The organism is Pedobacter duraquae, assembly GCF_004362245.1.
Classification (GTDB): domain Bacteria; phylum Bacteroidota; class Bacteroidia; order Sphingobacteriales; family Sphingobacteriaceae; genus Pedobacter; species Pedobacter duraquae.
Genome location: NZ_SNWM01000002.1, coordinates 595088 through 610064, shown reverse-complemented (window position 1 = coordinate 610064; position 14977 = coordinate 595088). Strand labels below are relative to the sequence as shown.

The window sequence follows — 14977 nt, the reverse complement described above, 5'->3', positions numbered from 1 at the left end:
CATCTGATGAAACGCTTACTCCTTCTAATTTTAATACTATTTTACATGTCGCCAAGCTGGGCACAGCATTCGCCAGTGGTATCGCGTGTCATCCTGATTGGAGATGCGGGAGAGATGGATACTCAGCAAAGCCAGGTGCTTAAGCATGCTTCGGCAAACGTGCTGAAGGGAAAAACAACAGTTCTTTTTCTAGGAGATAATATATACCCACGCGGCATGGGGCTACCCGGAAGTGCTGAAGAGGAAGAAACAAAGAAAATTTTGCAGTCCCAATATTTACCCTTGCGTGCAGCGGGCGCTCCGGTTTATTTTTTGCCAGGAAATCACGACTGGGATAAGTCGGGACCAAAGGGTCTGGCTAAGATCAAAAGGCAATGGGAATACCTGGATGAACAGCAGGATAGTCTGCTTAAGATGGTGCCCAGAGATGGCTGTCCCGATCCTGTAGAGATCAATGTGTCGAAAGATCTGACCATTATTGCATTCGACAGTGAGTGGTTCCTGTATACCTTTAATAAAGCTAATCCTGAACCTGAGTGTGATTGTAAAACTAAGGATGATATTTTGCGGAAGATCCAGGATCTCTATTACAAAAACAGGAATAAAGTAATTCTATTAGCCTCACATCACCCTTTTCAAAGTTATGGTATCCATGGAGGGCATTTTTCATTCAAGGACCACCTTTTTCCGCTTACGGCATTCAATGATGACCTGAAGATTCCGCTTCCGTTTATAGGATCTATCTATCCTTTTCTCCGCTCTACTTTTCCAAATGAGGAAGATTTGAATCATCCGGACTATAAGGATATGGTACAGAAGATCAATGCTGTTTTCGGGACCTTCCCAAATATGGTGCACGTTGCCGGTCATGAGCACGGCTTGCAGTTTATCAAGTCAAAAAAGCAGATGCAGGTAATCAGTGGTGCCGGGGCGAAGCATAGCTACGTTGTAAAAGGAAAAAATGCATTGTACGCGGACGCGACACAGGGATATGTTACAGCAGACATGCTTGCTGATAAAAGTATCACCTTCACGTATTATAAAGATACCGATAGTGGCGTAGTGCAGACCTTTTCATATACCAAACCTTATGTAGCAGTTAAAGAAAGACTGGATTCTTTGCATAAACCGATTGTTGGGGATAGTATCATTCTTGCTGTACACCCGGCTTATGATAAGGTGACAGGATTTCACCGTTTTCTTTTTGGCGAGAACTATAGAAAAGAGTGGGCCGCGCAAACGAAGTTGCCTGTGATCAGGCTTTCTTCTATTCACGGGGGATTAACACCGATTCAAATGGGTGGCGGCTTCCAGACCAATTCATTGCGTCTGGTAGACAAATCTGGTAAAGAATGGGTGCTTAGAGGGGTTGAGAAGGCTCCAGAGAAAATTCTTCCCGATGAATTACAGGAAACGTTTGCTAAAGATCTTGTAGATGATGCGTTAAGTGCCCAACATCCCTTCTCGGCATTAGTAGTGCCACCTTTGGCAGTAGCAGCACGTGTTCCCCACGCAAACCCAATTATTGGTGTGGTTTCTGCTGATCCTAACCTGGGAAAATATGCCGCTTTATTTGTAAACAAGATATGTTTGCTCGAAGAACGTGAACCTATTGGTGAGAGTGACAATACACCTAAAACAGTAAAAAAGCTGGATAAGGATAATGACAATAACATTGATGCCGAAGAGTTTTTAAGGGCGCGCTTGCTGGATTTATTAATTGGCGACTGGGACAGGCACGGAGACCAGTGGAGATGGAAAAAAGAAAAAGGGGATGGTGAAGATGTATATACTGCCGTTCCCCGCGACAGAGATCAGGCGATGTATGTGAACCAGGGACTGATTCCTACGCAGGTATCAAAGCCAGGCCTGGTGCCTAACCTGCAAGGATGGGGAGGGAAGATCAAAGATATTCGGTATTCTTTATGGAAAACGGTCTTCATGGATCGCTACCCTGCAACGCATTTTAGTTACGAGCAGTACATGAAAATAGTCAACGATTTTGTAGCTGCAGAAACAGATGAAGTGCTGGAGGCAGGGTTAAGAAGGCTACCAGCATCGGCATATAAGCTAAGGCACGACAAGCTCCTTGCCGCATTGAAAACCCGGAGGAAGAATATTCCCGAAGAAATGTCCTGGTATTATAAATACTCGAATAAGATTGTAGACGTGCACGCGAGTGGTAAAAACGAACTGATTACGATCACCGATACGGTTAACAATGGCTTAAATGTGAAGGTGAACAAAGTTAATAAGGATGGGAAAGTTCAGAAAGCTCTGATGAATACAGCTTATTACCCTGAGGTAACCAAAGAAATCAGAATCTATACAGGTGGTGGATCAGATCGCGTAGTATTGGATAACAAAACCTCCAACATTAAACTGCGTGTGGTAGATAGCACCGGTACTAAAAACATTGAGGTGATCAATGCCAAACGTAAAGTGCAGTTGTATGATATAGGTAATAAGTTAAAATTGAAGGGTGACTCATCAAGGCTGAAAATCCATTTGTCGGGCGACAGCATCAACACTTCCTTTTTGCCGGTCAATCTGATTCATGAATTTATTCCAATCTACACAGCAGCGTTTAACCGTGATGAGGGTGTATTGATCGGTGCGGGATTCAAGTATATCCGTCAGGAAGGTTTTAGAAAACTTCCGTATAACTATATGCACGAGTTTCTGGTGTACCACTCCTTTACAACCAAGGCCTTTCGGATCCGGTATCGCGGAGAATTTATTAAGGCAATAGGGAATGCCGACCTGGAGATCCAGGCAAGGGCAGATGCTCCGGATAATTCCATTAATTTCTTCGGCCGTGGCAACGAAACGGTATTGAATAAATTTGATGGCTATCAGAAATACTATAGGGCGAGATTTAATATCTTCCAGTTTGATCCTGCACTTCGCTGGCATACTGAAACGGGAACAAGCGTTTCTATTGGTCCGTCGTTTCAGTACTATCATTACGATGTCGAGAATAATGAAGGTCGCTTAACGCAAAACCCTGCGCTTATAGGTTCTTATGATGCCAATAGTGTGGAAAAAGACAGAATGCATGCTGGTGTGATAGTCAACTTTGTTAATGATAAACGCAATAACAAAGTACTGCCAGCCTGGGGAAGTTATGTAAATATAAAGCTGCAGGGATACGCCGGCCTGAACGATAACTCCAAATCTTTTGCACAGATCATCCCCGAGGTGGCTTTATATAAGGCATTAAACACAAGAGCAACGGTAGTCCTTGCCGAACGTTTTGGAGGTGGGGTAACTATTGGAAAGACTGCATTTTACCAGAGTTTGTTTCTTGGATCACAAGGAAATTTGATGGGATTCAGACAATTCAGGTTTGCCGGTCAACATTCTTTCTACAACAACCTGGAGCTGCGCGCTAAGCTTGGTGACTTTGCGAATTACCTGGTGCCAGGTCAGATTGGACTAATCGGCTTCTACGATACCGGAAGAGTCTGGGAAAGAAATGATGATTCCAGTCCGTGGCACCATGGTGTAGGTGGCGGACTTTACCTGGCTCCGGCAGAGCTAACTGTAATAAAATTCATTATGGGACACTCTACTGAAGGCTGGTATCCTTATCTTAGTATAGGAATGCGTTTTTAACTTATAAGATATGCAAGCGACCACCGTTAGTTTAGTCCCAGGAGCAGAAGAGCTCAATAAGCATCCGCTAGGGATCGATTTGCACTTTTCGCTCAAACCTTTTATCCGGTTTATAGAGCAGAAAATAGAAACAGAAAAAACAGCCAAGGTTAACTTTTTTAAATATATTCTGGAGCAGTTTAAGCAGTATCCAGAACTTGAGGAAGCCGTGTCGGCCGCTGACGCGCAAAAATACACGTCGCTCTATGAGCTGATCTATACTGCACTTTCTCCGATCCTGAATGATGAGTCTGAGCAGTTCTGGGCACTAGGGCCCCCATTAACGGCAGCTTTTTTTTACGGTACTTCTGGTTTCTACAGTATACTGATTGATGCTGAGACAAAGATGCTGAGAAAAGATCTGAAATTGCCCGTTGCCGAGGACATGCATAAAAGTGTACGTACGAGTTTCTATAACCTCGTTCTTAAGAAATTTTACAACTTCACACTTACAGATGTAGATTTCACAATCAAGTCATTGATCGATCCGGAAACACATTTACTAAAATACTATCGGCTGAATGTGGACACACGTTTTATGGACATCGAGAGTTTGGCAGAACTTCCCGAACTGAGCCTTCAGAAAATCAAAGAAGAGCTGCAGGACGACACAAATACGTTAAATATATTAAGTAATCTGTTGCCTCCCGAGCAGTTTAGGGTAGAAGGTATTTCCATTGTAAGCCTCACAGATGTTACTTCAGAATATGCACTGGAATCAGTTAAAAATGTAATCATAGCACACAACGATTGTGCGGTTGGCTCGCATGATAAAAACATTACGATTGCGCTGCAAACACTTGTAGGAAGTGATCAGGTGGAATTTGGGATTTTACCCTATTTAAGGCTCAACGACAAAACAGTGGTCAATGACCATTCTGGATTTCAAAGTATTATTATTGAACTGGCCAGGCAGGAGCAGGATGGAGAGGTAGATTATCAGTCGTTAATAGAAGATTACCTGATGCATCCCCGGCGATTGATCTTTCCTGAAATTGTAGAGGAAGAGCAGAATAATTATCCGATGTTAAGACTGCTATGGAATAAGGGTATCCGGTCTTATGCTCTTTTTCCGCTGTACTATAGTGGCCGGCTGGTAGGGTGTTTGGAATTGTACGCCAAAGATCCAAGCTTTTTTAACAGTAGCACCCTGTCTAAAATAGAAACAGCTTTCCCGCTACTGGCCCAACTTTTTCAGAATATTATTACTGAATTTAACAATGAGATTGCTGCAGTGATAACAGATAAATTTACTTCGCTGCAACCGGCAGTGCAGTGGCGTTTTTATCAGGCTGCATTCAACTATCTCAATGCAAAATCTCTGGGAAAGAAACTGCCTATAGAATCTATCTTTTTCAAAAACGTACATCCTTTCTATGGTGCTATAGATATCAAAGATTCGAGCATTGAGCGCAATCTGGCCATCCGTAAAGATTTGTATGCACACTTCGATTTGCTGGAAACGACGCTTTGTGAGATCAAGGTGAAGGTTAAGTCGCTGAATGAAAAAAATATCCCTTCGCCCGCCGGGCTATGGAATCATAAAGAGTTTGATGAACTTTCTGACCGGGAAATATTAAGAATTGAAGATTACCTGCTGAGGCAGCTGCCGGCATATCTGCATTTGCTGAAAGATACCCAGCCTGCAGTAACGCAGACCGTCGATAATTACTTTAGCCATGTTGACCCACAGGGGGCCCTTTATAAAAACAGGCTGGAATATGAACGCAGCATGCAATCTATCAACAGAACAATCAGTACGCTGTTGGAAGAGTTTAACGTAGAACTTCAGCATGCATATCCATGCTATTTCGAGAAATTCCGGACAGATGGTGTTGAGTTTGATATTTATCTCGGTGAATCTATCGCCCACCTTACGCCAATGCCGGCCGATATGGTGCAGACCTTTCGTTTTATGCAGCTGGAGATTATTGCCAAGATTGCGCGTGCCACAAATCGGCTGATTCCGGAGCTGGCAATGCATTTGCAAACAACACATCTGATTTTTGTATACGATAAACCCATAGATATTAGTTTTAGGGCCGACGAACAGCGGTTTGATGTGGAGGGTGGCTACAATATCCGCTATCAGATGGTCAAGAAACGAATTGATAAAGCACATATCAAAGGCTCAGAAGAGCGTTTGACACAGCCCGGTAAAATTGCTATCGTTTACTTCAATAGTTCTGAGGCAGCAGAATATTTAGGATATATTCAAACCCTGCAAACACAGAAACTGCTATTAGATGATGTTGAATATATAGAAGTCGAAGAACTTCAGGGCGTAGAAGGACTTAAGGCACTCCGTGTTGGTGTGGCAATGAATGAGCACGCTGAAATACAATCGGGCATATGATAAAAAGATTACTTTGGTTTCTGTTACTACCTGTTGCTGGCTTTGCGCAAACTAAAAACTTGCCGGATTCAGTAACTGTTGCTATTGCCCCCGAATATGATCAGGTAAGTAAGGTACACCGTGACTTTTTAGGGGAAAATTACCGGAAACTCTGGGCACTCCCGGTAAAAATGAGGGTACTTGATATCAATAAGGAACGTGGCGGGTTAAAGATCTCCAAACTGGGTGGTGGCAATCAAACGCGGTCCATTCGTTTTGTAGACCCTCAGGGAAAAGAATGGGTGTTGCGAACGATTCAAAAGTATCCCGAGCGTGCGCTACCAGCTAACCTCAGGCCAACTATTGCTAAGGATATCGTTCAGGATCAGGTATCAACAGGACATCCGTTCGGCGCCATGATTGTACCAGTTCTTGCTGAAGCATTGAAACTTGAACATGCCAATCCTGAATTGGTGTATGTTGGTGACGATCCGGGACTTGGTGAATACAGGAAGGAATTTGCGAATGCCGCTTACTATTTTGAAGAACGCGCTCCCCTGGACCTGGATAAAACACAGAGCACCGATAAAGTTCAGGAGAAACTGCAGGAAGATAACGACCATCTGCTCAACGAGAAACTTGTGTTACGTGCCCGGTTGCTCGACTTTGTTGTTGGCGACTGGGATAGGCATGAAGACAACTGGCGCTGGACATCTGATAAGGATAAGGGTGTAACACGTTACGATCCGATCCCACGCGACAGGGATAAGGTTTTTTATAAGACCTCAGGCATCTTTCCCTGGTTTCTTTCCCATCAATGGCTAAAATCAAACCTGCAACCATATTCAGCAACCATCCGCGATGTTAATGGATGGAATTTTAACGCGAGGTATTTTGACCGCTATTTTTTAAACGAGCTCAGTGAAAAGGATTGGAAGGAAGAAATCCGTTACGTACAGGAAAAAATCACGCCTGAATTGGTAACTAAAGCGTTGCGACAAATGCCAGCTGCAGCGTTAAAATACAATAACGACGAGCTTTCAAAAGCTTTAAATGGGCGGGTAACTAATTTGCAGGAGATCGCAATGACCTATTATTATTTCCTGGCTAAAAAAGTAGATATACCGGCCTCAGATAAAAAAGAATATTTTAGCATCTCCCATAAGGATGATGGTCGTATTGCCGTCAAGATAGAGAATATCAAGAAAGACGGTACAAATGGCCGTACCGTGTTTCAGCGCACTTTTGATCCGAAGCACACTGAGGAAATAAGACTCTATGGATTCGCTGGAGAAGATGTGTTTGATGTTAACGGTACCAAGAAGTCGCGGATTGTTGTGCGGATGGTTGGAGGCGCAGATGTAGATGTCTTTAAAATCGATTCCAGCCTGAACAATAAAAGTAAGAATTATATCTACGATAGGCTGGACGGCAACAATATGCTCCCTTCGAAATCAGAGGCGAAGTTTAGGCTTGCGAACGATACTGTTGTCAACAGTTTCAATAAGAAGAGCTTCGTTTTTGACCAGCTAGGCCCACTTTTTCATTTTAACTACAATCTCGATCAGGGCTTATTGGTAGGCGTAGGTTTAGTGTATGAAAAGCAAGGCTTTAGAAAAGCACCCTATCGATTCAGGAATGAGCTCTGGGCAAATTATGCTACTGGCAGGGAATCATTCTTGTTCACCTATTCCGGCGACTTCAAGGAGCTGATCGGTAAAAATGATTTAAAGATTGATGCGGTCATGCTTGGTCCTAATAACCTGAGTAACTTTTTTGGACTGGGGAATGATACCCGGTTTATCAACAAAGGCGATAAGGATATGTCGTATTATAGAAGTCACTATGACTATTTTAATGCCGATTTTAAAGTTAAACGCGCACTGGATAAGCGATTCACGCTGGAAGCTGGTATTTCTACGGAGTATTATACCAGTGATGCCGCGTCTAATGCAAAACGGTTTTTAAGAGATTTTAATGCTGCCTATCCTGAAGAGGAGGTTTATAAGAATAAGTTCTATGCCGGGTTAGTCAGCAACCTCACTTACGATAGTCGTGACAACGCAGCTATCCCTAAAAATGGAATATACTGGAAAACTACGGTTGCCGCGAAACAAGGACTTAACGATCAGCACAACGCGTGCGGAAGCATACAGACCGAATTCAGATCGTATGTTAACCCGGGGAGTTCTGGTTTCGTAATTGCCAATAGACTGGGGGCGGGCACAACTATAGGTACGCCAACTTTCTATCAGCGCATGCAACTTGGTGGGGTGCGCACATTGCGGGGGTTCCATACCAATAGGTTTACAGGTCGTTCGATGGTGTATTATAACCTGGATCTCCGACTTAAATTATTTGATTTTACGTCTTACATCACTCCGGGTTCTGTAGGCCTTATTGGTTTTAACGATATCGGCAGGGTATGGGAACCCGGACAAAGCTCTAAGAGCTGGCATGACGGTTATGGGGGTGGCGTTTATGTAATCCCTGCTGAACTTATTCTGATTCAGGCTGCGGTAGGATTTTCCAAAGAGGGCGCATTGCCTTATATATCTATTGGTTTTTCTTTTTAAAATTCATTAATCGTGACGGTCTGCTGGTAAACTAAAAAGCAAAATGACTGTTTAATAAGTATAAGTTGTCATGATGCATAAACATATTGTAATAGTTGGCGGAGGCTTTGCCGGAATTAACCTGGCCAAGGAACTGTCTAAAGATGCTGTTTTTCAAATTACACTGGTAGATAAAAATAACTACAATTTCTTTCCACCATTGATATATCAGGTTGCTACAGGTTTTTTGGAGCCTTCGAGCATCAGTTATCCCTTCCGCAAGCTCTTTGCCAGCAGAAAGAATGTAAGGTTCAGGCTGGGAAAGCTGCTCAAGGTTGTTCCGGAAACAAAAACATTAATTCTTTCTAATGGGGAGCTAACCTACGATGAGCTGATTTTTGCCACTGGTGCGGAGACGAATTACTTCGGCAACGAAAATATTAAGAAACACGCTATTCCAATGAAGACCCTGGGTGATGCGATCTCGATGCGGAATATTTTATTGATGCGTATGGAGGAAGCATCCGTTTCCAATGATCCTTTGGAAATAGAGAAGCTATTGACGCTTGTCATCGCTGGAGGAGGGCCCACAGGCGTAGAGATCTCGGGGATGTTTGCAGAGATGAAACATGGTATCCTAAAAAAGGATTATCCTGAGTTGGCAGGCAAAGGAGGCGAGATTTATCTTGTCGACGGTGGAAATGCAGTGCTATCGCCTATGAGCGAATATTCGCAGCAACATACCGGCGCTGCCTTAACTAAGCTCGGCGTGAAGCTTGTGCTTAATATGCATGTAGATGACTTTGTTGATGACACCGTTGTACTTTCCGACGGGAGAAGAATAACGACCAGGAATTTAATCTGGGCAGCGGGCGTAACGGCGAAAATTTTTGAAGGTATCCCAGCAACATCTTATGGAAGGGGGAAAAGGATGCTGGTAGACGAATTTAACCAGCTTAACGGAGTAGCAAACATCTATGCCATTGGCGATACCTGCTTGCAGCTGGGCGACGTTAAATTTCCTGAAGGGCACCCTCAGGTAGCACAGGTGGCCATTCAGCAAGGGCTGGCGCTGGCAAAAAACCTGAGACGCCGGCAAAAAGGAAAGGAGCTTAAACCTTTCAGCTATCACGATAAGGGGTCCATGGCAATTATCGGAAGTGCCAATGCCGTGGTAGACCTGCCGAAGCCCAAGATTCACATGAGTGGCTTTATCGCCTGGATGGTCTGGTTATTTATTCACCTGATGTCTTTAGTAACCTATAGGAACCGTGCACGTACTTTTTGGAATTGGATGATTGCTTATTTGGCAAAAGATCAATCATTACGTATGATCATCCGTCCGATTGAGGAAGAAGATATCGTATAAAGCTGTATATTGGCCTCATAATTTAAACCAAATGAAGAAACTAATCGGTATGATCCTGCTTGTTACAGCAGGACTTTTCACACAGGCGCAAACAGCTATGGTTACACCAACAAAAGATGAAACAGAAGTCGCAGCAGCAGTAGAGAAACTCAGACTAGCGATGATCAGTGGTAATAAGGCTGATCTGGAAAGTGTATTGTCTGACGACCTCAGTTATGGGCATTCTGGTGGTAAGCTGGAAAACAAGGAATCATTTGTTACGGCGATATCAACCAAGAAATCGAACTTCTTAACTATCGAACTGAGTAAACAGACAATCTCAGTGATCGGTAAAGTAGCTATCGTACGCCACGATCTGATTGCAGATACGAATGATAACAATAAACCTGCACATATCCATTTAGGGATTGTTCTGGTATTTCAGAAAGATAAATCAGACTGGAAAATGATCGGTCGCAGGGCATTTCACCTCGACTAGGTATTCCGGATAAACAAGCTGGTATCAAGGACCTTTTTTTCGAATTCGGTAACCGGATACCTGCTTTCAATAAGGTTGATCAGCATTTCCGTAGCGATCTGACCAATTTCAAAGGCCGGTTGACGAATAGAAGTCAATGAAGGACTCATGAGGTCGAGCACATCAGAGTTACTGAATCCGGCAATCGCCATATCTTCAGGTACTTTGATGTTAAGTTTCTTAAAAACCATTAAACATCCGATACTAAGCCTATCGCCGGCAACGAATATTGCATCAGGCTTATCTTTCATGTCCAGCAGTTCCTGAATAGCCGTTTCCACTTCTTCATGAAACATACCGCCATGTGGGCAGTGTTTAATATAATCCTCGTTGATGGGTATGTTATGTTGTGCCAAAGCCCTGCTATAGCCGGAAAGTCGTTCTTTGCTGATAGACAAATGGGCGGAACTGGTGAGGTGCGCAATTTTTCTATATCCTGTTTCTATCAAATGGGAGGTAGCCTCAAATGCACCTTTTTCGTTGTTTGCTACAATCTGATGCGTATCGATCTCTTCTGCGACGCGGTCAAAAAACACCATCGGAAGTCCTTTATCGTGCAAATATTTTAAATGAGCAACGTCATCTGTTTCGGCAGAAAGTGAGATGAGTAAGCCATCCACGGATCTCGACGATAAGTATTCTGTGTTTATTTTCTCGCGATCATACGATTCATGTGTCTGCGTAATGATAACATGGTACCCTTTATCATAGGCGATGGATTCAATTCCATTAATTGCTTGCGAAAAATAATGGTTTGCCACTTCGCTCACTAAAACGCCAATAGATTTGCTTCTGCGTTCTTTTAAGCTCAGCGCATTTGGATTGGGGCGGTAGTTGATTTTTTTTGCATAGTCCATCACCAACTGCTTGGTGCGGCTGCTGATTTCGTGGGTATCGCGCAAAGCTCTTGATACAGTGGAAGTTGAAAGGCCGAGTGCCTTAGCGATATCTTTTAGTGTAGAGGGCTCAAACATGCTTGTAGTCTTAATTTTAAATAAAATGATTACATCAGATTATTAAATATTGCAATATAAGGTAAATCCGGGTCTTAATATAATTTTTGACAGAATTGACGGTATGTCGGGAACGATTGCACAAATATATCTGAACGCTGCATTCTATAATTAAAAAAAACAATGTAGAATTGTTTGTAGAAATCTAACCAGATTTCCATTTAACCAAATAGCCGCGGTGTCGAAAATAAAATAATCTCAAACTTATCACCAATTGTAAATTAAGCCCTGAAAGGGTCTGTTGGATAGTTTGTCTTGTTTTTTTAGCTATCGTGGATTAAACGATTCACTGTATGAAAAGAATTTTACTACTGTTTGTATTGTTAACATCTTTTGCCGGAGCGCTACATGCTCAGACTCGACAGGTAACAGGGGTGGTGACAGACAAAACATCGAAAGCACCCGTACCGGGTGTCAGCGTCATTGTTAAAGGCACAAAGAATGCCGTTAGCACGGATGAACAAGGGGCTTACAAAATTTCAGTACCAAGTACAGGATCAACAGTGTTGGTCGTGAGATTTGTTGGCTACACTTCACAGGAAATCACTGTGGGTGCACAATCAAAAATCAATGTTACACTAGCGGAAGATGTTTCTCAACTGAATGAAGTTGTGGTTAACATCGGTTATGGCAGTGTACGTAAAGAAGCCCTGACGGGTTCCGTATCTTCAGTACGCGCTAAAGATCTGGCGGATTTTCCTGTTGGAACCGCTGCGGAGGCATTAGCGGGGAAACTTGCAGGGGTATCGGTAACAACTACTGAAGGTAGCCCGGGTGCTGAGGTTCAGATTAAAGTGCGTGGTGGAAGTTCCCTTACAGGAGATAATTCACCGCTTTATATTGTTGATGGGGTACAAGTAGAAAACGCGCTGTCAGTATTGTCTCCAAATGAGATTGAGAAGATCGACGTACTTAAAGATATTGCCTCTACCTCTATATATGGTAGTCGCGGTGCAAACGGCGTTGTGATCATCACCACTAAGGGTGGAAAATCAGGCAGAACAATTGTTTCATTGGAAGCTTATGCTGGTGCACGTCAGATCGTAAACAGACTCCCGGTTTTAAGTCCGTACGAATATGTAAAGTACCAGTACGAATTATACAATTACAACACTACACAGGAAGTTAAGGATCAGTTCACGAAAAGATACGGGACTTTTGAGGATCTTGATATCTACAAGAACATTCAGGCTATTGACTGGCAGGATAAAGTGTTCGGCCGTCAGGCATTCTCTAATACACAGATCCTGAATCTATCAGGTGGTACTGATGTAACAACATTCAATTTTACATTGAACAATACCAAAGAAGATGGTATCATGCTGAACTCTGGTTACAGAAGAACATTTGCTTCTTTCCGTTTCGACCATAAAATATCCGATAAATTAAGAACAGGTATCAATGTACGTTACAGTCGCCAAAGAATTGATGGTGTTGGTACAACGAGCACAGGTTCCAACTCTGCTAACCGTTTGAGAAATGCAGTGCGCTATCAGCCGTATTCGGGTGGTGGTGATTCTGGTGACCTTTTTGATGCAGATTACCAAACCACAGCATTGACTAATCCTATTGCATTGGCAAATAATGAGCTTAAGTATGATTACAGGAACGACATGATCAGCAGTGGTTACCTGAACTATCAGATTTTAAAAAATCTATCCATCAGAAGTACGGTAGGTTTAACTTACACTGATCGTAAAACAAATACCTTTAACGGTGCAATCAGTTTGGCTGGCCGTAATAACGGTGGATTGCCTGGGGTAGTATTGGATAATTCGAATCTGACCGCCCTGATCAATACCAACTTAATCAATTACAAGCCGGATTTGGGATCAGATCACAGTCTGGATTTATTGGTGGGTCAGGAGTTGACTAAAACAGATATCAATTCCAATAGCGCTAACATCAAATGGTTCCCAATAAGTATCACCCCAAGTGAAGCCTTTGCGAGTATCCAGAAAGCAGAGCCACCAGTGGGATCAGTACAAGACAAACCAACTTCGTTAATTTCTGGAGTAAGACAATTGTCTTTCTTTGCCAGAGCTTCATATTCTTATAAATCCCGTTACCTGGCAACTTTTAACTTTAGAAGAGACGGATCTTCTCTATTTGCGCCGGGTAAGCAGTGGGGTAACTTCCCATCGGCACAACTTGCCTGGAGATTATCTGAGGAAGATTTCTTCAAAGGTCAGGACATCAGCTGGGTTGATAATGTTAAAATCCGCTTCAGCTACGGTGCTGCAGGTAACAACAGAATCGGTCAGGATTTATTCCGTACATTATTCTCTGCCAACTCTACGGCAGGTGGTTATGCAGCATCTGATGCTTCTGTTACCACTGGTCTAATCGCTGGAAGCGTATTGTCTAATCCCAATATCACCTGGGAGACAAATACTTCTAAAAACTTAGGTTTCGATTTCGACCTGTTCAAAAACAGATTAAACGTAAGTGTGGATTTATATGATAACAGGACTAAAGACCTGTTGCTAAATGCAAACATTCCGCCAATCAATGGTTATTTGACACAGCAACAGAATGTTGGAAGAACACAGAATAAAGGTTTGGAGATCCAGTTAAACTGGGCTGCAGTTAAAACAAATGAGTTCACTTACAACACCGGATTTAACATCTCCTTCAACAGAAACAAGATTCTGGAACTTCAGAATGGCGTTCAGGCTTACACCGCACAATCAGGATGGGTAAACTCCCTGGCAGATTATTATGTTCAGGTGGGTAAACCAGTAGGGCAGTATTACGGATTTATTTCTGATGGTAGATATACTGTTGATGACTTTACGACTACTCAAAATGCAACTACAGGCGTTTACACGTATACGCTTAAACCAGGTATTCCGAATGCGAGTTTGCTGCTGGGTAACAGGAACCCGCAACCGGGAGATATGAAAGTTAAAAAACTGAGCAGCTCTTCAAGCATGCTGATCAGCGAGGATGACAAAACTGTTCTCGGTACTTCACAGCCTAAATTTACTGGTGGTTTAAACAATCAGTTTGCTTATAAAAACTTCGATCTTAGTGTTTTCGTTAACTTCTCTGTAGGTAGCAAAGTATACAATGCCAATAAACTGGAATTTACATCACAATATAATGTGAAAGACAATAACCTGTTGGCAACCATGGCCGATCGCTGGCAAAACTTTGATGCAAATGGTATCCGTGTAACAGATCCGGCTACATTAACTGCGATGAACGCAAATACAACTATGTGGACGCCTACATTAGGTAACTATGCACTTACATCGTATGCAGTAGAGAATGGATCTTTCCTGAGAATTGCAAACCTGACTCTGGGATACACCATCCCACAATCAGTAGTGAAAAAAACAGGAATTATTTCTAAATTAAGGGTTTATGCTACTGTGAACAATTTGTACACCATCACAGGTTATACAGGTTACGATCCTGAAGCAAATACAAGACGCTCGAATCCGTTGACGCCCGGTGTAGATTACGCGGCCTATCCACGTAGCAGATATATCCTGGCAGGTCTAAACCTTGTTTTTTAATCCTTCT

General features: G+C 42.8%; 7 protein-coding genes. 6 read left to right on the top strand and 1 reads right to left on the bottom strand.

The genetic code is table 11. The annotated features are described in order from the left end of the window. The first annotated feature begins 6 nt into the window (after positions 1-6). The 5 genes from CLV32_RS08630 to CLV32_RS08610 all read left to right on the top strand — a co-directional run bounded on the left by CLV32_RS08630 (position 7) and on the right by CLV32_RS08610 (position 10394). A complete protein-coding gene (locus CLV32_RS08630) occupies positions 7-3618 on the top strand; it encodes a BamA/TamA family outer membrane protein (RefSeq protein WP_133554460.1) in 3612 nt (1203 codons plus the stop codon). Positions 3619-3628: 10 nt separating this feature from the next. Then, positions 3629-6013, top strand: a complete 2385-nt coding sequence (locus CLV32_RS08625) for a GAF domain-containing protein (protein ID WP_133554458.1) — start codon at positions 3629-3631, stop codon at positions 6011-6013. Beyond that, a complete protein-coding gene (locus CLV32_RS08620; RefSeq protein WP_133554456.1) occupies positions 6010-8568 on the top strand; it encodes a BamA/TamA family outer membrane protein in 2559 nt (852 codons plus the stop codon). The genes CLV32_RS08625 and CLV32_RS08620 overlap by 4 nt, the downstream gene beginning before the upstream one ends. 70 nt (positions 8569-8638) lie before the next feature. After that, on the top strand, positions 8639-9916 hold the full coding sequence (locus CLV32_RS08615; protein WP_208110976.1) for an NAD(P)/FAD-dependent oxidoreductase: 1278 nt from the start codon (positions 8639-8641) through the stop codon (positions 9914-9916). 31 nt (positions 9917-9947) lie between these two features. Then, positions 9948-10394 (top strand): nuclear transport factor 2 family protein, encoded by a 447-nt coding sequence (locus CLV32_RS08610; RefSeq protein WP_133554454.1) that lies wholly within the window; start codon positions 9948-9950, stop codon positions 10392-10394. Here the strand turns inward: CLV32_RS08610 and CLV32_RS08605 are convergent. Next, positions 10391-11407 carry a LacI family DNA-binding transcriptional regulator gene (locus CLV32_RS08605; RefSeq protein ID WP_133554452.1) on the bottom strand — a complete coding sequence of 339 codons (1017 nt, stop codon included), beginning with the start codon at positions 11405-11407 and terminating at the stop codon, positions 10391-10393. The genes CLV32_RS08610 and CLV32_RS08605 overlap by 4 nt on opposite strands. 332 nt (positions 11408-11739) lie before the next feature. Here CLV32_RS08605 and CLV32_RS08600 point away from each other — a divergent pair, with 332 nt between their 5' ends. Continuing rightward, the gene (locus tag CLV32_RS08600) at positions 11740-14970 is read left to right on the top strand and encodes a SusC/RagA family TonB-linked outer membrane protein (protein WP_133554450.1); all 3231 of its coding nucleotides are present in this window, start codon (positions 11740-11742) and stop codon (positions 14968-14970) included. Positions 14971-14977: the final 7 nt, after the last annotated feature.